The organism is Acinetobacter rudis (genome assembly GCF_000829675.1).
Lineage (GTDB): Bacteria > Pseudomonadota > Gammaproteobacteria > Pseudomonadales > Moraxellaceae > Acinetobacter > Acinetobacter rudis.
Map to the genome: position 1 here is coordinate 1 of NZ_BBRX01000066.1, position 19845 is coordinate 19845.

18 protein-coding genes and 4 tRNA genes are annotated in these 19845 nt (G+C 40.8%); 6 read left to right on the forward strand and 16 right to left on the reverse strand.

Annotation, left to right across the window (positions count from 1 at the left end; genetic code table 11):
• Positions 1-76: 76 nt before the first annotated feature.
• Genes yfiR through yfiB form a run of 3 tightly spaced genes read left to right on the forward strand, consistent with a single transcriptional unit; the run spans position 77 to position 2358 of the window.
• Entirely contained in the window at positions 77-646 is a 570-nt protein-coding gene (yfiR, locus tag Aru01_RS14725; RefSeq protein WP_228128714.1) for a regulatory sequestration protein YfiR, read from the forward strand.
• Between the two features lie 4 nt (positions 647-650).
• Positions 651-1889 carry a diguanylate cyclase DgcN/YfiN gene (gene dgcN / locus Aru01_RS14730; protein WP_016655039.1) on the forward strand — a complete coding sequence of 413 codons (1239 nt, stop codon included), beginning with the start codon at positions 651-653 and terminating at the stop codon, positions 1887-1889.
• A complete protein-coding gene (yfiB, locus tag Aru01_RS14735) occupies positions 1861-2358 on the forward strand; it encodes an outer membrane lipoprotein YfiB (RefSeq protein ID WP_040330982.1) in 498 nt (165 codons plus the stop codon). The genes dgcN and yfiB overlap by 29 nt, the downstream gene beginning before the upstream one ends.
• A 66-nt stretch (positions 2359-2424) precedes the next feature.
• On the opposite strand, the gene Aru01_RS14740 is transcribed toward yfiB, so the two are convergent.
• The 10 genes from Aru01_RS14740 to secA form a co-directional block, all read right to left on the reverse strand.
• Positions 2425-2970, reverse strand: coding sequence for an HdeD family acid-resistance protein (locus Aru01_RS14740; protein ID WP_016655037.1), 546 nt, complete (start codon positions 2968-2970; stop codon positions 2425-2427).
• A gap of 418 nt (positions 2971-3388) precedes the next feature.
• Entirely contained in the window at positions 3389-4777 is a 1389-nt protein-coding gene (locus Aru01_RS14745; RefSeq protein ID WP_016655036.1) for a hypothetical protein, read from the reverse strand.
• 126 nt (positions 4778-4903) lie between these two features.
• Positions 4904-4980 (reverse strand) — tRNA-Pro (locus tag Aru01_RS14750).
• A 22-nt stretch (positions 4981-5002) separates the two neighbouring features.
• Positions 5003-5078 (reverse strand) — tRNA-His (locus Aru01_RS14755).
• A 37-nt stretch (positions 5079-5115) separates the two neighbouring features.
• A tRNA-Arg gene (locus Aru01_RS14760) sits at positions 5116-5192 on the reverse strand.
• Between the two features lie 46 nt (positions 5193-5238).
• Positions 5239-5315 (reverse strand) — tRNA-Pro (locus Aru01_RS14765).
• Between the two features lie 142 nt (positions 5316-5457).
• Entirely contained in the window at positions 5458-6525 is a 1068-nt protein-coding gene (nadA, locus tag Aru01_RS14770; RefSeq protein ID WP_016655035.1) for a quinolinate synthase NadA, read from the reverse strand.
• Positions 6526-6634: 109 nt separating this feature from the next.
• Positions 6635-7855, reverse strand: a complete 1221-nt coding sequence (gene argJ / locus Aru01_RS14775; RefSeq protein WP_016655034.1) for a bifunctional glutamate N-acetyltransferase/amino-acid acetyltransferase ArgJ — start codon at positions 7853-7855, stop codon at positions 6635-6637.
• 149 nt (positions 7856-8004) lie between these two features.
• Positions 8005-8361: a hypothetical protein gene (locus Aru01_RS14780; protein ID WP_016655033.1), complete on the reverse strand. Its 357-nt coding sequence runs from the start codon at positions 8359-8361 to the stop codon at positions 8005-8007.
• 126 nt (positions 8362-8487) lie between these two features.
• Positions 8488-11205, reverse strand: coding sequence for a preprotein translocase subunit SecA (secA, locus tag Aru01_RS14785; RefSeq protein WP_016655032.1), 2718 nt, complete (start codon positions 11203-11205; stop codon positions 8488-8490).
• A 409-nt stretch (positions 11206-11614) separates the two neighbouring features.
• Here secA and Aru01_RS14790 point away from each other — a divergent pair, with 409 nt between their 5' ends.
• Positions 11615-12196: a dual specificity protein phosphatase family protein gene (locus tag Aru01_RS14790; RefSeq protein WP_016655031.1), complete on the forward strand. Its 582-nt coding sequence runs from the start codon at positions 11615-11617 to the stop codon at positions 12194-12196.
• 13 nt (positions 12197-12209) lie between these two features.
• Here the strand turns inward: Aru01_RS14790 and Aru01_RS14795 are convergent, their stop codons facing one another.
• Genes Aru01_RS14795 through trpA form a run of 5 tightly spaced genes read right to left on the reverse strand, consistent with a single transcriptional unit; the run spans position 12210 to position 16635 of the window.
• Positions 12210-12638 (reverse strand): GNAT family N-acetyltransferase, encoded by a 429-nt coding sequence (locus tag Aru01_RS14795; RefSeq protein WP_016655030.1) that lies wholly within the window; start codon positions 12636-12638, stop codon positions 12210-12212.
• Positions 12639-12660: 22 nt separating this feature from the next.
• The gene (locus Aru01_RS14800) at positions 12661-13662 is read right to left on the reverse strand and encodes an SPOR domain-containing protein (protein WP_016655029.1); all 1002 of its coding nucleotides are present in this window, start codon (positions 13660-13662) and stop codon (positions 12661-12663) included.
• Positions 13653-14942 (reverse strand): bifunctional tetrahydrofolate synthase/dihydrofolate synthase, encoded by a 1290-nt coding sequence (folC, locus tag Aru01_RS14805; RefSeq protein ID WP_040330980.1) that lies wholly within the window; start codon positions 14940-14942, stop codon positions 13653-13655. The genes Aru01_RS14800 and folC overlap by 10 nt, the downstream gene beginning before the upstream one ends.
• Entirely contained in the window at positions 14939-15835 is an 897-nt protein-coding gene (gene accD, locus Aru01_RS14810; RefSeq protein WP_016655027.1) for an acetyl-CoA carboxylase, carboxyltransferase subunit beta, read from the reverse strand. The genes folC and accD overlap by 4 nt, the downstream gene beginning before the upstream one ends.
• A complete protein-coding gene (gene trpA, locus Aru01_RS14815; protein ID WP_016655026.1) occupies positions 15832-16635 on the reverse strand; it encodes a tryptophan synthase subunit alpha in 804 nt (267 codons plus the stop codon). Before trpA ends, accD begins: the two co-directional genes overlap by 4 nt.
• 429 nt (positions 16636-17064) lie before the next feature.
• Between trpA and Aru01_RS14820 the strand changes: the two genes are divergently transcribed.
• A complete protein-coding gene (locus Aru01_RS14820; protein WP_040330979.1) occupies positions 17065-18399 on the forward strand; it encodes a Na+/H+ antiporter NhaC family protein in 1335 nt (444 codons plus the stop codon).
• A 207-nt stretch (positions 18400-18606) separates the two neighbouring features.
• On the forward strand, positions 18607-19515 hold the full coding sequence (locus Aru01_RS14825; protein WP_042111530.1) for a metal-dependent hydrolase: 909 nt from the start codon (positions 18607-18609) through the stop codon (positions 19513-19515).
• A gap of 17 nt (positions 19516-19532) precedes the next feature.
• Here the strand turns inward: Aru01_RS14825 and Aru01_RS14830 are convergent.
• Positions 19533-19845 (reverse strand): DUF2804 family protein (locus tag Aru01_RS14830; RefSeq protein WP_042111529.1); only part of this gene is annotated, 313 nt, incomplete at its 5' end.

The window sequence follows — 19845 nt, forward strand, 5'->3', positions numbered from 1 at the left end:
GGCTTTTTTATAAAAAAAATTCTGCATGATTATTTTTTAATCTATTTTTGTGAAATAAGGGTTAAAACATTCTTTTTTGCTTACTTTTTCGCTAAAATATGTAATTATTCTGAAAAAATTAATATTTAATGCAATGCATCACTTAATTGATAAATGTCGAGTTACTCTATGCGTGTTATTAGCGACAATAACACCAGTGCTGTCGCATGCTTTATCAACACAGTCATTTGAAGTTACCACATTTTCTATCTTAAGTTATGCCAACTGGAAGACAATTGTTACCACACCAACACTCTGTGTTGTAGATAATCCTGCACTAGCAACCCAATTTAAAACAGTACAACAACAAAATGGGCATAAATACAATATCATTGCATCATCTCTGAACGCACTAGATAAATCATCGTGTAATATTTTATTTTTTTCTACACTATCACCAAAAGCAGAGCAAAAAGTTTTAAATAGTTATAACACACCACCACTTTCTTTTAGTTCTAACAATATTACTTGTGAAATAGGAAGCTCTTTCTGCCTTTATAGAAAAAAACAACACACTTCCTTTAAAGTGAATATGAGCAGTTTAAGTGAAACCGCGGTTCATGTTGATCCACGCGTTTTATTACTCGCAAAATCAATGGAGCAATGATGTTATGTTTTTTAATAAAATGACATCGCTGCAAACTTTATTTAAGCGATCGCAGCTTGCTATTTTTGGACTGACTGTCTTTACCTGTACAACAATTTTTATTGTCATTTCAGCATATACAATGGAAGTCCTGGCCAAACAGAGTATTAATGTACTTAGCCATGCCTTAAGCGAACGAATCCAACCTGCTGTTGTATTCAATGACAAAGTTACGATTAATAAAATTTTAAATGAATACTCGAAGCATTATCCAATTCGCTACATACAAGTATTAGATGAAGACAGTCATGAGTTATCCAGTATCACTTTACAAAAAAATCAAGTTAATCCTACAACCAAATTATTAGATCGATTATTCTTCAATGTTCCTGTGATTGTATCTATTCAACATAACGAACAGTATTATGGGAAATTAATTGTATATGGCAACTCATCAAATTTAGTTAACTTTTTTAATCACATCTTAATCGGTTTACTTATCGCCTCTTTGCTTATTTTAACTGTACTCTCCATATTCGTACGCTTTGTTTATCAGTATTTGATGTCGTCAATTACACCCATGGTCGATACAGCACGTCAAATCGATCAAACTAAAGATTATAAATTACGCTTACCCAACTCCCCTATTAAAGAAATACAAGGGATTAATATTGTTTTTAACGAGTTACTCAACAAAGTTCAAGATTCAAATCAACAGTTACAAATTGAAAATGATCTTCTTTCTCACCAAGCCAAACATGATCCTTTGACTCAGCTTCCCAATAGAACGTATTTCTATCAAGAACTACTACAACTATTCAATCAGGAAAGTGAGTACAATACTGCTTTATTTTTTATCGATAATAATAATTTTAAGGTAATTAATGATAAATTTGGCCATCAAGCTGGTGATGCCGTTTTAAAAGAAATGGCTCAACGCCTTAAAGACCATTTAAATCCTGATGATTTTATTGCTCGACTTGGTGGTGATGAATTTGCCATCTTAATTAAAAACATCAAACAGCATAAAGATCTTGAAAAGGTGAGTAAGCACTTGCTAGATTGTAGCAATCACCCAGTGCATTACGATAAAACTGAAATATATTTTAGTTTTAGTATAGGGATCGCTTTGTTTAGTGGTGCCAACTCCCCAGAAGACTTAATTTCAGCCGCAGATAATGCCATGTATAAAGCAAAAATGATGCATCAACATTGGTATTTATCGCCTAGTAAGGATGTCACTCGTGAAGACTACTCTTATTAAAACCCTTAAAATATCTCTCAGTGCTTTACTTATTATTGGCCTGACCGCCTGTATGAGTCTGGGTAATTTAAGTTACAAACAAGCTCGTATGCTCAAGAAAGAAGGTTTCACCTTAACCGAAGAAGGCTGGACATTACGTCTGCCTGAACGTCTACTTTTCGATTTTGATCAAGCAGATATTCAAGATGCTAAAAAAACTGAGATTATTCAGTTATCAGAGCGTCTGCAAAAGTATCGTTTGGACAAAGTTAAGATTGTAGGGCATACCGATGCTGTAGGTACTCCTGAATACAACAACAAACTCTCACTCAAAAGAGCTGAAAGTGTTGCCACTGTATTCACTAGCTCTGGTTTTAATCCACAAAACATTCAAGCCATCGGTCGAGGCGCAGCACAGCCACTTGCTCCGAATGACACAGAAGAGAATCGAGCCCTGAATCGTCGTGTAAATATTATTATTATCCCTTAAAAGTAATATTACATAAAAAAACCGCGCTTAAGCATATTACTAAGCGCGGTTTTTTTTAAATTAAATCTACATTTTCTTAATGGCAAAGCTGAGTATTAATAGATTAATACCCTGAAATAATAAATCTAGCCCCAACATCAACCCCAATAACCAAAGTGGTGAAGTGGGATTAATTGCAATCAATAGTCCTGTACCGAGCAGTAACAGACCTGAAAACAGTACCCATCCCCATCCATTAATCGATTTAAGCTTAAAAGCACTGACAATACGAAATAGCCCACCAACGATAATGAACGCAGCGATCAGCCAAGTTAAAGCTGACGCAGTAGCTAAAGGTGATTTAAATGCAAAATAACCAGCCAATATATAGACCAAGCTAAATAACAACCACAACCAACGCTGTCCACCACTCAATGCACTAATTGAAGTGATGGCTTGCAATACGCCAGCGAAGATCATCAGTAAGCCAAATAAATACACCGAAGTCAGTGTTGCAATTCCAGTAAAGGTAACAAATAACAAACCACTAACAATTAATAAAATGCCAAAAGTAATAAGTAATGGCCGACTTGACTTAATCTGTTCGATCAAAGGGCGTGGAAGTGTAGACATGATCTTGCTCCTAAATGTATTTAAATCTCTTATATAAATAAAAATTTAATTAACTTTTTAATGTTTCAACTATTCAAGCTTTTTCTAAAGTGTCTAATCTTAATCTATGCTTTTTCAAATACAGCATCTTCATTTTAGTATAGCAAGTTAAAAGGCAAATCGCATTACACGACAAAACTAGCTGATGAGTACAAAGCTCATCAACTTTCTAATCTATTTCAATCACCAGCACAAAATACGATATGTATTGATCATTATGTTTAGAAAAATAGTGATATTTGGCCAAGCCACATGATCATGGTGTGTAAAGCACGATAGCCAATAATCAAACTTCAAGTATCGTGCTATTTTTCAAACAAACAATTCACTGAGCTAACATCACTCATTGCTTTAAACCAAGCAATGACTCGATTTATAGTTAAAGGCGTAAAGCCTGCCGAGCAATATCATCAAGTGCATAATCAAGTTCACGCTCTACATCACCAATAATATCCAAACAGAGCCCATTACGATCTTTAAGCGACCCTTCTGTTTTATTTTTATAACCCGCTGGAACATTGCCACTATAAATCACATTGATTTGCTCTGAGTCTTTTTGCTTACTCACACTCTTATTTATTCTTAGATCTCCACGAGTATAAATATCAGCTTTCAACTCATATTCATTTTTTCTAGATTCATTCTTTTGATTAAATTTCCATACCGAACCTTGTGCATCCACTATACTTTGCACTTGATTACGTTCTTCCAAGCGGCCTTCTTTAAAATAGCTCGCATAATCAATATTAATTTTAATATCTGAATTCATTGAATTTGTGAGCTGATATGGATAGCCCTTAAATTTAGCCTCTAGCTTAGCTTTAAAACGCTCAGAGAGACGTTGGCTATATGCTGAGCCACAGTAATCATCACCACGATCCTGATGAATTGAATAAGCTACAGTTATTATGCTTTTATTCCGCGCTACTTTTGCCAGACCCGCTGCATTTTTATAATCCCCAAACGGAATATACACATCAGCAGCTTCACTATATAAACGTGCTACTTCACGATAATCAACCTTACGTGTAGCAACACGCTCCTTTAAAGCAGCTTTTTCAAATAAACTCGCAGCTTCTTCAGTTCGCCATAATTTATTGTATTTATCAAACTGGGAGCGTGCATCCTTGTATTCACCGTAGCTTTTGTAAGCTGTCAAAGCCTTAGAAAAATATTCACTTGCCGTTTTATAATTTTTTAGTTTTGCAGATTGATTTGCAAGCTGGTAGTAATCAGCAGCTAAGCGTGTTGAATATTCTTTTCTGTATTTAGCAGCCAAACTTGCCATATCCAAATAATTTGCATGTTGCAATCCTGTTTCATAGGTCTCAGCTTTTACTCGATAACTCTCTGTTGTGAGCAGTTGGATCGAGTTACCTTTTTCATAAAAAAGTTTGGCAAGATCAAGATTTATTTGTTGTAGCGGATAACGTTGATTAAAACCAGAAAATTCATTTGCATAAAAACCAGAGCCGACCAACTGACGTGCTTGATATATTTTTTCTAAACGCTGAATTTTTTGATCAAGAGTATTTGCAGGTAAACTTTCTAGTTTATTTAGAGACAGATCAATGACATTCAACCAACTCTTTTTAAGCGAATCTCTTGGATAGCCTTGTTTTTGATTTAATTTATTGGTGATAACCTGAATGCTGGCAACATAATCGCCTTTTTCATAACCCTGCATGGCTTGTTTTAAAGTACATGCCGAAAGTATACAAAGGAAAAATATGACTGAAATAATCTTAAGAAAATTCTTCTTAGCCATCTGTGCTTACCATAAATTCAAATTAAGCGAATTGTAAGGCAAAACAATAGATTAATGATGGATATAAAGAGAAAGAGAATTTAAAATTTAGAAATAAAGCGAGACAAGAATAGTCTTTTGAAAAGATGGTCGGAGCAGTAGGATTCGAACCTACGACCCTCTGGTCCCAAACCAGATGCGCTACCAGGCTGCGCCATACTCCGATGTCATTCCTTATAAAGGAATTGGGGTGAATGATGGGGCTCGAACCCACGACAACCGGAATCACAATCCGGGGCTCTACCAACTGAGCTACATCCACCGTCATAAATTTGGTTCTATAATATCAAGCTCACGAGTGGCGCGCCTGACAGGATTCGAACCTGTGACCATCCGCTTAGAAGGCGGATGCTCTATCCAACTGAGCTACAGGCGCGTAACGATGATACTCAATATCATGCGATACCGTTGCCTTGAAGAATTGGTCGGAGCAGTAGGATTCGAACCTACGACCCTCTGGTCCCAAACCAGATGCGCTACCAGGCTGCGCCATACTCCGATTCATCTCAGCTTTGTTGTATCACACATCGTGCGGTACGGTGTGCATTCTAGGCGTGACGCTTCATAACGTCAACACCTATCATTAAAAAAAAGTCAAAAAATATAACGAATGTATATTTATCAGACACATTGACGTATTTTTAACCCTTTAATGCTGCACTAAACGCCAACATTCGGTCTAAAGGCTGTTTTGCTCTAAGTGCTAACTGCGCATCAACGAATATTTCTTGATCACTTTTTTGCAATACATCCAAAATACCATCAAGCTCGTTCATCGCCATCCAAGGACAATGTGCACAAGAACGACAAGTCGCCCCCTCACCTGCCGTTGGTGCTTCAATGAGCGTCTTATTGGGTACTGCTTGCTGCATCTTGTAGAAGATACCACGATCAGTTGCCACGATCAGCGTATCTTGCTCTAAAGTCTGAGCTGCTTTGATCAATTGTGATGTGCTCCCGACTGCATCAGCAACTGCAATGACAGACTCTGGTGACTCGGGATGGACCAATACAGCCGCATTGGGATAGACTGACTTCATGTTGGTAATGCCACGTGCTCGAAACTCCTCATGCACGATACAAGCACCATCCCAAATCAACATATTCGCGCCGGTTTTCTTTTGAATATAACGACCTAAATGTTGATCTGGTGCCCAAATGATTTTCTCACCCAGACTATCTAAATGCTCAACAATTTCAACAGCACAACTTGATGTCACCACCCAGTCAGCGCGAGCTTTCACTGCTGCCGATGTATTTGCATAGACAACAACTGTGTGATCAGGATGGGCATCACAAAATTGAGTGAATTCATCTACAGGACAGCCTAAATCTAGCGAACAAGTTGCTTCTAGCGTAGGCATTAAGATTGTTTTTTCTGGTGATAAAATTTTTGCGGTTTCCCCCATAAATTTCACACCTGCGACCACTAAAGTCTTCGCTGGATGGTCACGCCCAAAACGTGCCATTTCCAATGAATCAGAGACACATCCACCTGTTGCTTCAGCCAATTCCTGCACCTCTGGATCACAATAATAATGTGCAACCAAGACTGCATCACGCTGTTGTAGCGCTTGACGAATTTGCTCGAATTTCTCCTGCTTCACCTGAGGATCTAAAGTTTTATCTTTGATCTCTCCTAAACGATCTAAATGCGTTTGAACAATTGATTTAGCATCGTTGGCGATTAGCTGACTTGCATCTTCCATAAAAGGCCTTCTTTATCCTCTGGATTAAACATGAAGATTGTTATCTTCGAATTTTAATGCCACCATGATAAAAAACCTCACGAATGAGGTCTTATATTAAGCGTTACGACTATGAACGATAGTCGGCATTAATCTTGACATAATCATATGATAGATCACAGGTATACACCGTATCTTTTGCTTGACCGCGACCTAGATCAACACGAATCGTCATTTCTGCTTGTGACATCACACTAGAACCAGCAGCTTCGGTATAATCTTCTGCTGCACCACCATCTTTACAGATCTGTACCTGATCCAACCAAACTTGTACTTTCTCAACATCTAGTTCAGGTACACCTGCATAGCCTATTGCACATAAAATACGGCCCCAGTTTGGATCAGATGCAAATATTGCAGTTTTCACTAAAGGTGAATGCGCAATACTATAAGCCACATCACAACACTCTTGAGTATTGCCACCGCCTTCAACTGCAACTGTAATGAATTTAGTTGCACCCTCGCCATCACGTACAATTAACTGTGAGAGACGCTGCATAACACGAGTTAAAACTTGCATCACTTGGACATAACGAGGATCATCTTGAGTCGCTAATAACTCACCACCAGCCTGTCCTGTTGCAGCCAATATACAAGAGTCATTGGTTGAGGTATCACCATCAATAGTAATACGGTTAAATGAAACATTAGCACTTTCACGCAACATCTGTTGTAGTAATTCTTGTGCGATCGGCATATCTGTTGCTACGAAGCCCAGCATTGTTGCCATATTCGGGCGGATCATCCCTGCACCCTTTGAGATACCCGTCATATGATACACTATACCATCAATCTCAAACTGTTCAGATGCACCTTTAGGGGTGGTATCTGTAGTCATGATACCTACAGCAGCAGCATCCCACGCATCAGCTTGTAAGTCACCTAAAGCATTAGGAAGGCCTGCCAGTAAACGTGGCATTGGCAACTGCTCACCAATCACCCCAGTTGAAAATGGTAAAATTTGTGCAGCCTCAACACCTGCAAGTTCAGCAAGTGCAGCACAGCTTTGCTCTGCGTTGGCATAACCAATTTTCCCCGTACCTGCATTGGCGTTACCGGTATTAATCAAGAGGTAACGAGTATCAGCTTGAGCCAAATGAGCTTTAGAAATACTTACAGGTGCAGCACAAAATGCATTTTGGGTAAATACACCTGCAACCGTTGTTCCCGGTGTAAACTCAAAAATGACCATATCTCGTCGGTTTGGATAACGGATATACGCTTCTGCACAACCAATTTTAACCCCTTGTACCACATGCATATGTGGCATAGTCACATCACCGACGGTCATTTTTGAATTCCAAATATTGAACAAAAAAGAAAGCTTAGTCCATATATATAAAAAAATCGAGCTTAACTTGCTCGATTCTTTTTCAAGGTTTTGCCACATAAACTCAATCTGTAACTGAGTCTATATAACTACACAAATTACATTGCGTATTATTGTGCTGCTGTACCACCTGCAGCACTAATCAGTGCCTGTTTTGCTTTTTCTTGACTGCTTGCAGACAATGCAGGATTCGCAGCAACAATACGACTTGCTGTTGCAGGAGTTGCTGCTGCAACAGCAGCTGTTTTCAATACCACTGGGCGACCAGCAGTATCACCCAAAGTATATCGAATGCCTGTACGTGGGCTAATTACTGTTGTATTTTCACGTTTTACTTCCGTCTGTGCTTCTGTCACACCTGTTGCTGCAATCACTTTATCAACGGTCGTTGTTTTTTGTACGTCAGCAAAAGCAACTGTAGGTAGTACAATCGCAGTAAACATCAAAGTTTTTAATACTTTTTTCATATTTGTCCAATTCCCAAATTAGTTGTGAACTAAATACCATTTAATCCGATAGGCTGCAATGCTATTTAAGCTACAGCCCTCTCATTACAAAAAAGCAGAACCCAAGTTCTGCTTTTAGAAAATAGTTTAGATTCGACCATGACACTGTTTGTATTTTAAACCAGACCCGCACGGACAAGGTGCGTTACGACTTTCAGGTGCTACAAAAGTGGCTTCAGTAACCGCACCATCAATACTCGTTTCTACATTTAGCTCATCGATATCGCTGTGCTCATAAGACAATTGCATTGCCTGTTCTTGAGCTTGTTGCTGCGCGAGTTGTTGAGCTTCCAACTCAGCCATTTCTTCAGCAGTTGGGATACGTAGCTGAGAAAGATCAGTAATCACTTCACTTTTAATTGCACCTAACATGTTTACAAACAAGTTAAACGCTTCTTTCTTATATTCTTGCTCTGGGTTCTTTTGTGCATAGCCACGTAAATGAATCCCTTGGCGCAAATAATCCATAGCAGCAAGATGCTCTTTCCAATGACGATCTAACGCACCCAGCATATAGTGACGCTCAAGCGTTGGTGCATTTTCTTCACCAATACGTTCACGACGCTCACGATAACGCTCAACAAGTTCATCAGCGATCCGTTCGATCAATGCTTCTTCATCTAAGCGACGATCTTGCTCCAACCAAAGTGCTACAGGTAATTCAACCCCAAGCTCTGACTGTAGTGCTTGCTCAAGTCCTGGAATATCCCATTGATCATGAATTGACTCTGGTGGAATAAAGTTTTCAATCAAACCTTTAACCACTTCACGGTGCATCTCTTCGATATAAGCCTGTAAGCTTGCTTCTTCTAAGATTTCATCACGTTGTGAGTAAATAATCTTACGCTGTTCGTTGTTCACGTCATCATACTTCAACAGGTTTTTACGTATGTCAAAGTTACGTGCTTCTACTTTACGCTGCGCATTTTCAATGGAACGTGACACCATCTTGTGTTCAATCGCTTCATTTTCTTGCAGACCCATCGCGCGCATCATACCAACCACACGATCACCTGCGAAAATACGCATCAAATCATCTTCAAGAGACAAGAAGAAGCGTGATACACCAGGGTCACCTTGACGACCTGAACGACCACGCAACTGATTATCGATTCGACGAGATTCATGACGCTCAGAACCAATGATATGCAAACCACCAGAACTTAATACCATTGCGTTATTTTGTTCCCATTCTGCCTTCAGACGAGCTTCATCCTCTGCAGTTGGATTTTCAATTTTGGCAAGAAGTGCTTTCCAGTTACCACCAAGCAAGATATCAGTACCACGACCTGCCATGTTGGTTGCAATCGTGACTGCTTTTGGAGAACCAGCTTGAGCGATAATATCAGCTTCGCGTTCATGCTGTTTAGCATTCAACACTTCATGCGCAATACCCGCAGCAGTCAATTTTTCAGATAAAATTTCACTGGCTTCAATAGTTGCAGTACCAATTAATATTGGAGCTGCACCTTCAGCATGAATTTTTTCGATCTCTTGAATAATTGCGTTATATTTACCATTACGGTTCAAATAAATCAGGTCATTTTGATCTTTACGGACCATAGGACGATGCGTTGGAATGATGACCACATCTAGACCATAAATTTCTTTCATTTCCGCAGCTTCAGTATCTGCAGTACCCGTCATGCCTGATAATTTGCGATATAAACGGAAATAGTTTTGGAATGTGGTCGTTGCCAAAGTTTGGTTTTCTGGTTGAATTTCTAAACCTTCTTTGGCTTCAACGGCTTGGTGTAAACCTTCAGACCAACGACGACCTGGCATAGTACGACCAGTATTCTCATCGACGATGATCACTTCACCATCATTGACAATATAATGTACGTTGCGTTGGTATAGTACATGGGCACGAATCGCCGCAGTCACATGATGAACAAGATTCAGATTAGCAGCAGAGTAAAGACTTTCACCCTCAGCCAATAACCCCATCTTAATTAGCTCATCTTCAACCATTTCAAAACCAACTTCAGTCATTTCAACTGTGCGTTGTTTTTCATCGATCCAATAATGCCCTCCATCTGCTACTTTTTCTTCTTTTTGCGGATGTAACTTAGATGGAATAGCGTTGATCGCTTGGTAGAGCTGCGATGAGTCTTCACTTTGACCAGAAATAATCAGTGGAGTTCGTGCTTCATCAATCAAGATCGAATCGACCTCATCGATGATGGCATAAATCAAACCACGCTGTTTTTTCTCTGCCATCGAAAACACCATGTTATCGCGCAGATAGTCAAAACCGAATTCGTTATTTGTTCCGTAGGTAATGTCTGCTCGATATGCATCTGCTTTTTCTAAAGGCGATTGCATCGAATAGATTACACCCACACTTAAACCTAAAAATTCATAGAGTGGACGGTTCAACTCAGCATCACGTTGTGCTAAGTAATCGTTGACGGTAATAACATGTACACCAGAACCGCTAATCGCATTTAAATAAACGGCCAAGGTACCCATTAGAGTTTTACCTTCACCTGTACGCATCTCTGCGATTTTACCTTCGTGTAAGGTAATACCGCCGATGAGCTGCACGTCATAGTGACGCATGCCCATGATACGCTTACCTGCCTCACGACAAACAGCAAATGCTTCAGGTAATAGTTTATCTAGGCTTTCACCTTGTTGATGGCGTTGTTTAAACTCTTGCGTTTTTGCAGACAGGTCTGCATCATTAAGGGCCGATACCGTCGGTTCAAGCGCATTAATTTTATCAACGATTTTTCTCATTCGTTTGAGTTCGCGCTCATTTTTTGTACCGAAGATGCCTCCGATCAGACTTGCCAACATGAATAAACTCTCTAAATCTTACTTGTCAAAATAGTTTTTTCTCAGACGATATTATGGAGCCAGAATTTCGAAGTACAAGGGTTTTGCACAATTCCGCTAAAAAAAATCTCGCTCATTCAAATCGCACATTTGAAGTTAATGTTGACTAACATAACAAATTTGACGATCTAATACACGAAACATCCCGCTCCTACCGCGTTATATTTATCGGAAAGTATGCTCTGCCTATTTATGGAGACAAAATGTTGCATAAAAAAATCCCTGAGGATTAATATCATCATCAGGGATGCAGGTTGATAATTTTTAAACACATTACAGTTTTTCTATATAAAAATCAGTTAATATCCATAAACTTTGCATAGCCTTTTTTGCATGCGATGTTCCTCTCTCCATTTTGAATGAAAAAATTATGAATAAAAAACAGGTGGCTCTGAGTTTAATCTTAAGCAGTATCATCACAACTGGATGTGTGACAACGGCCAGCTGGCCCGGGGAGAGTCGACCATCCAACTGGGGGCATGCATTACAACGCTCTGATAATTTTTATCAAATCAGTCCCACTCTTTATAGAAGTGAACAACCTGATGCAAGTCTTATCCCTACTTTAAAACAGCACGGCATTGATCGAGTCATTAACCTTCGACAACGTAATCCTGACGAAAAAGTATTTGCTTCAGAGCCATTTAACTTGGTTCATATCCCTATCAATACGTGGTCGATTAACCGTGTACAGCTTCTTGATGTCATGCGTACGATTCAACAAGCGGAGCGCAATCAAGAAAAAGTGTTAGTACACTGCTATCACGGCTCTGATCGTACAGGGGCCAGTGTTGCAATGTACCGAATTATTTTTCAAAATTGGTCAAAAGAAGATGCTATTAATGAAATGAAATATGGTGGCTATGGGTTTCATCCCATTTGGCGAAATATTGAAACGTTATTTAGCGATGAAAATATCGCATGGATTCGCACACAGCTCAGTAAAAGTTAATCTTCAAGCACGATTAGCTCACTGAGCCTAAATAGACATAAATCAGCTCAGGGTCGTCGTGATCGAGATGATCAATATAACCACTGCGCTTAAATCCCGCCTTTTCAAATAAACGCTGCATCTTGGTATTGGACGCATTGGTTGAGCTAAAAAGCTTTGTAGAAGATATCGCTTGTAGATGTTGAATGAGCGCTAGACCTAAACCTTGCTGCCGATAGCTCTGATCAACCATCAACATTTCTATAAAAGCCTGAGCAAAAAAATGATGGTGCAGCACTGCGTATGCCATTATGACATTTTGCTCAATAAGTACATAACAACTCTGCGATTGAACCCAATACTGAATTTGCTCAATCCGTTCAACATCATGGGCTGCAACGGTATCCAACTTGATCAGACTGGCGATATCTTCAAGCCGTGCCAATCTAATCAGTCTCGTCATTTGCAGCCCCTCATGTTCATGCCTAACGCTGATCGAGAGGTACCCAATCAATCACCCACGCTGACTTCATATTCAAACTTGGATCACTGGTGATCTTTTTACGTGTGCTATCTGCTGTGCCACGATCTTTAGAGGGCCCAACCATGATACGAATCCCTTTAGAAGTCGGACTCTGTGTCACTTTATAACCTTTTGCACGCAACTTTGCAGCGACAGCATCAGCATTGGCCTGATTGGCTGCCAAACTGACTTGTACCATCCACTGTTTATCACCATGTTCCATTATTTCACGTGCTTTCTCAGCTTCAGCCTTTTTCTTGGCTTCCTCTTGAGCTTTACGCTTTTTTTCTTCAGCTTTACGATCTTCTGCTTTTTTGTCTTCAGCAGCTTTTTGCTTTGCTAACTCTTGTTTACGTTCTTCAGCAGCCTTTTGCCTTTTCTCTTCAGCTAAACGCTGCTCAGCCTGCTTTTTTGCAGCATCCTCATTTTGTTTCTTTTGTTGATCAGCAGCTTTACGTTCGGCAGCTTTTTTCTCTGCGGCCTTTTGCTCAGCAACTTTTTGTTCAGCTGTTTTTGCTGCACTACCCGCAGTAGTATTTACTTCAGGCGGTATATTGTCCGAACTCTGTTGTGCAGCTTTACGACGCGCATTCATTGCTGCGAACTCTTCTGCTGCCTTACGTGCAGCAGCAGCTTCAGCTTGCTGTTGCATTTTTAAAAATTCTGCAGTCTTCGCCTCTTGCTCAGCAACTGCACTCTCACGAGCACGGCGCTGTTCTTCAAGCAAACGTTTTTCAGTTTCCACATCAACAGTGAGGGGTTGCAATGGTACTGCAGCAGAGCTTGCACCTTGCTCATGGGCAAGACGAATCTGCTCCACAGGACGAACGCCTGAAGCAGCCGTTTCTAAGCCTGATTGTTGTTGAATTTCATCGTTACCTTTGAGTAAGAGTGCTGCCAAGAGCACCCCACCACCCAACAACACGACACCACCTAGCCAGCGCTGTTTGTTATTCATTGCCATTCTTCTAGACACTCCCAGATCGCCTCTAAGGTATGAAACGAACCACAGACCAATATTATTTGATTATCTTTTACTTCTGCGAGAGCTGACTCGAATGCGGCTTTTATATTTTCAAATTGCTCAACATTATTTTCAGTGTGTAGCGCAGAATTGAGCTCAGCTAAACTTGCCGCACGTGGCACGTTTAACTCCGCTATTTTCCACTTTAATATACAGCCTTTCAACAATTTGACCACAGAGTTGATGTCTTTATCACCTAACATTGAGAAAATAGACAATATTTCTGTGTACTGGTCGTGGTTTTTCATGAACTTTTGCAGGTTCTTAAGTAAAAACTCAACGCCATGAGGATTATGCCCAGCATCAAAGATGACCGTCTTACCTGCAATTTGTCTAACATCAAAGCGACCAGCGAGACGTGCATTGCGTATGCCTGTAACCAGAGCTTGCTCGGACACATCTAGACCACTGACTTGGATAGCGGCTATTGCTGCTGCGATATTGTCTAAAGCCAAATGTCCCAACGGCAAACGCAAGGTACTTCCTGATGAAGCAAAATTCCAATGTTGCCCATCATCTGCATCTTGATAAAAATAATCACGATTCACTGCGTAAAGTGTCGCCTGGCAGGCTTGAGCTTTGTCTTGAATTGCCTTAGGCAATGCCTGTTGACCAGCAAAAATTACTGGAATATTTGGACGTATAATTCCTGCTTTTTCAAACGCAATTTTTTCAATTGTATCGCCAATCCACTCAACATGGTCTATACCAATATTGGTAATCACAGCGACATCTGGATCGATCACATTGACCACATCGAGACGACCACCAAGGCCGACTTCAAGCACCCAAACATCGCACTGTTGCTGTTGAAAGATTAGAAATGCTGCCAAAGACGTCGCTTCGAAAAACGATAGACTCAATTGACAGTCACGGCGAGCTTGATCTACACGGACAAATGCCTCAACCAACACTTGGTCATCGACTTCAATACCGTTAATTTTGACACGCTCATTAAAGCGATAGATATGTGGGGACTGATATAGTCCAACTTGATAACCTTGCGCAGCTAAAATTGCTGCAAGCGTGGTCGTGGTAGAGCCCTTACCATTGGTACCAGCAACGGTAAGCACTTTTGCCTCAGGACGTGTTACCCCGAGTTTTTCAGCAACAGGAATAACACGTTCTAGGCCCAAGTCGATTCCTGTGACATGAACATGGCCCCAATAATCGAGCCATGTGTTTAAACAATCAGTGATGAGTGGTGCATTTGAGTTCAAGGTAAATTCATCAATTTCGACACGATACGGTATACAGTATCACGTAATGCGTGACGATGAACAATTTGATCGATTACCCCATGATCAAGCAAAAATTCAGCACGTTGGAACGGTTCTTGTAATGTTTCACGTACTGTTTGCTCAATCACACGTTTTCCAGCAAAGCCAATCATAGCCTTAGGTTCAGCGATATGTACATCGCCTAACATTGCCAATGATGCTGTCACACCACCATACACTGGGTGTGTCATCACCACGATGTAGGGTAGACCCGCAGCTTTTAACTTTTGAATCGCAGCTGAAGTACGAGCCATCTGCATTAAAGACAACATGCCTTCTTGCATACGCGCGCCACCTGAGGCAGCAAAACAGATCAAAGGCTGCTTGTCAGCGATCGCACGCTCTGCTGCTTGCACAAAACGGTCACCAACTACAGTACTCATTGAACCAGCCATGAAGTCAAACTCAAAAGCACAGGCCACCATTGGCAAGTTTTTGAGTGATCCTTGCATGACCACTAATGCTTCAGTTTCACCTGTTTTCTTTTGCGCTTCTTTTAAACGCTCAGGATAAGGTCGGCTGTCGACAAATTTAAGTGGATCTTTAGCAACAAATTCACTCCCTAACTCAACTTTCACTTGGTCAAAGAACCAGTTCAGTCGATCACGTGCTTTCATACGTAAATGCTCATCACACTGTGGGCAAACATATACGTTAAAAGACATTGCCGTACGTGTAACCAACGCATGACACTCAGGGCATTCATAGGTAGGTTCAGTAAACGTCGCTTTTAATACTTGTTGTTCATCAGGTTGCTGAATACCTGGCACACCGCGTTCAGTCCACGGTGTCGTTGCACTGAGAATTTTTCCGGCTTTCACTTCTTGATTCATACTAACTCATCGAGCGCAGCTCGAAGCTCCTTGACTTTGTTTACCGTTTGCTCCACGGCTTGTTCTGGTGCCAAATCTTCAAAAGGTTTCACAAGTGCAGTACCCACAATAACCGCATCTGCAACTTGCCCCATGGCCTTTGCTGATACTGCATCACGGATACCAAAGCCTACACCTACAGGAAGTGTGGTTAAGCTTTTAATTTTTTCAATACGTGCCGCTGCTTCTTGAGTGTCTAAACGAGCAGAACCCGTGACTCCTTTGAGCGAAACGTAATAAATAAAACCACTGGCTTGCTGTGTTACCTTTTCAATTCGTTCATCGGTTGATGTCGGTGCAAGCAAGAAAATCTGGTCCATCTCATATTGTTTTAAGATAGGTGCAAGATCTTGTGATTCTTCGGGAGGTAAATCCACGATAATCAAACCATCTACACCTGATTGATGTGCAGTTTCAACAAACTGCGCATAACCAATCACTTCTAAAGGGTTGAGATAGCCCATTAACACCACAGGTGTTTCTTGGTCTTGCTGACGAAAAGTTTTGACCATATCTAACACATCTAAGGTACTGGTACCGCCTGCAATTGCTCGCTCTGCAGCTAAAGCAATTACTGGACCATCCGCCATAGGGTCTGAAAAAGGTAGACCTAGCTCAATCACATCGACACCTGCCGTAACCATTTGATGTAACAATGGGACGGTGACATGCGGATGCGGGTCGCCAGCCATGACATAAGACACCAAAGCTTTACGCTGTTGAGATTTAAGCTGTTCAAATCGATTGGCTAAACGAGACATAGGGATGTACTTTCCTTAGAGTGTTAATGCTTGAGGAGTTTCTTGGTAAACATACAACAGCTTGCATTGTAACGCTATTTCTTCAAAATTGAACAGGTCAATCCGTTGCGCAAAACATATGCACGATATGCTTACTCCCCAGACGCTACATTTATCTATATTTTCAAGCGCTGTACAATGATCAAAGCTTCCTAATTTTGTGCTATTTTCAAGTCTGTATCTAGCGACCATTTTGTATCCGAATAGCCCAAACTACTACAGCAAGCATGTGAAAAACATACTAAAACTTTAAAATAACTCATCAACTCACGAATAATCCGTAGCGACAAAAAACCAAAATAAGCCATCAGAACTTATTTATTTTTATCGAAATATCTAAAGCTGCTTTATACTATGCGGCTTGTTGTTTTCATGCCCTTAGATTTCATTATGACCTCACACACAACGGATAAAGTGCAAGCCCGTGGGATTGCGCTATTACCGCTTATTGTTTTTTTAGCCATATTTTTAGGAAGTGGTATCTATCACTCCATCATCGGTACTGAATTTGCTTTTTATCAAATGAAAGCGCCAGTGGCTGCATTACCAGCCATTATGTTGGCCATTTTGATGTATCGAGGGCAACTGAATACAGCCGTAGAAACATTTTTGTCAGGCGCTCGACATGCCAACCTGATCTTAATGTTTATGGTATTTATGCTTGCAGGTGCCTTTGCCAGTGTAACCAGTGCAATCGGCAGTGTAGATGCCACCGTACAGTTTGGATTATCCATTATTCCAGCTGAGTTCGTCCTCCCCATGCTCTTTGTGATCTCGGCTTTTATTGCAACGGCCATGGGCACCTCTATGGGGACGATTGCAGCATGCGCACCAATTGCTTTTGGTTTTGCCAATGCCACGGATATTGCCACAGCTTATGCCATTGGTGCAGTTGTTGGCGGTGCGATGTTCGGTGACAACTTATCCATGATCTCAGATACTACTATCGCAGCGACGCGTAGTTTAAACGTAGAACTACGCGATAAATTTAGAGTGAATATCTGGATTGCCGTTCCTGCTTCTATTTCAACTTTATTGTTTTATATCTTTAACAGCCATAACGCACAGCATATTAGCCATAGTCAATATAACTTATGGCTGGTTTTACCGTACTTGGCTGTATTTCTACTGGCTTTTTCCCGCCTCCACGTACTTGCTGTTCTGTGTATCGGCATCATACTCTCTGTGGTCATGGGGGTATGGATTCAACCTGATTTTGGCTTACACCAAATTAATGAATCGATTTACTCAGGCTTTGTCGGCATGTTCGAAGTGGCTTTACTTTCCATGTTCCTCGGTGGCTTATCTGCCATGTTACAAAAGGAAGGTGGCTTAGAGTGGTTAATTCAACGTATTTATCGACTCACCGCGTTATTTAAAGTCGGTCGTGAACGTGCTGGTGAAATTGGTATTAGTATCTTAGTGGTTGTCTCTAATCTTTTTGTCGCCAATAACACTGTTGCAATTATTTTATCTGGTGACATGGCACGTGGTGTAGCACAAGAATATGGGGTCAATCCTAAGCGTGCAGCAGCATTGATGGACATTTTTTCATGTGTGGTTCAAGGTCTGATTCCTTATGGTGCACAGCTACTACTTGCCTGTTCTATTGCTAAGATTTCACCGATCGAACTCATGGGCAATGTTTACTACTGCTGGATCATCGCGATCTTTGCCATTTTAGCGATTATCTTTCGCTATCCACGCCTCAAAGCAACAGCTTAATAACATCTTAAGGGCAGCAACACACTGAGGTGGAAGGTCAGCTTTCCACCTTTTTTCACTCATTAGTGCAATGCCCTCAGCGAATAAAATCCAAGTTGAAAATATAAATTGTCATAAAATGCACATAAAATGGCCGATCTAGCCAAAAACAAAATATACTTAACTTGGCATACTTCAGTTCTGTCTAAGTTAGGTGTCAAAAATAAAATGAATACCATGATCACTTCGCCGCGGCCAGTCGTGCGCAGCAATTTAGATTTTAAACTTGAGCAAGTCCCACGTTTTTGGTTTGCCAACAACCCTTTTCGTACACGTGTCTTTGATGCACTCAGCCTCACCTTTCCAGATGGTGAGCGTTATTTCATTCAATCTGTACGGCAATTTCGCGACCAGATTACGGATCCAGACTTGCAGCAACGAGTTGCAGACTTTATTCGTCAAGAAGCACAACATGGCTTAGCACATGATCAAATGAATGATCTCATGCGACAACAAGGCATGCCTATTGATCGTTTCATCGGTATTTTACGTAATATTTTCAAATACGAGCTTGAGAATCGTTCAGCACAGTACAATATCGCCATGACCGCAGCAGCCGAACATCTCACGGCGCTCATGGCACATACATTTTATAACCAGCAAAGTACGATGCAAGAAGCTCACCCCTTCGTAAGAGCGCTGTTGGCTTGGCATGCGATTGAAGAAATGGAACATCGTGATGTGGCCTTCGATGTCATGAAAGATATCGCTCAGGTTCCTGAGTATTTACGTAAATTTGCCTTAGTCTTTACCACTGTAATGATGTTCCACTTTACCTTATATCGTGCCCTCGTCATGCTACGCTACGATGGTTTTAGTAAATGGCAACGTCTCAAAATGACCTATCAAGGCTTACCTTGGTTTTTGGGTAAACATGGCATTTTGTCAGCAATGCGAGGCCCCTATCTGGATTGGTTTAAATCGGACTTTCATCCAAGCCAGCATCCCGTTATTGCACAGTATCAAGTTTGGGTCGATACCCTTGCAGATACCGAAGACCCCATTGCTGCGGGTGAAGCATTTTGGCAAGCAGCACAACCAACTGCGACAAAGATGCATCGAGAAATGCTAAATTAAAAAGGCTTTAGTAGCACTTACCACTTCGCATAATGCTGTTCTAAAACACCATATTCCGCATTTAGCTCAATGGATTGCTCACAATCCATTGGGCGAATCGTTCCACTAATTCGTGCTTGCCACTGACTGAACTGACTTCCAACTAAACGCAAGTTCAAACTTTCAAATCTACGCCAGCCCGTTTCCACCTTGAGCTGTAAAGTTTGATCCATAGAGCTAATACTCCATGTGTGTTCATCAATTTGTTCAAACAAAATATCCGTGAGTGGCCAGAGTACGCCATTGATCCAAAGCGCATTTTCATTACCATAGCTTTCATTAACACCGGAA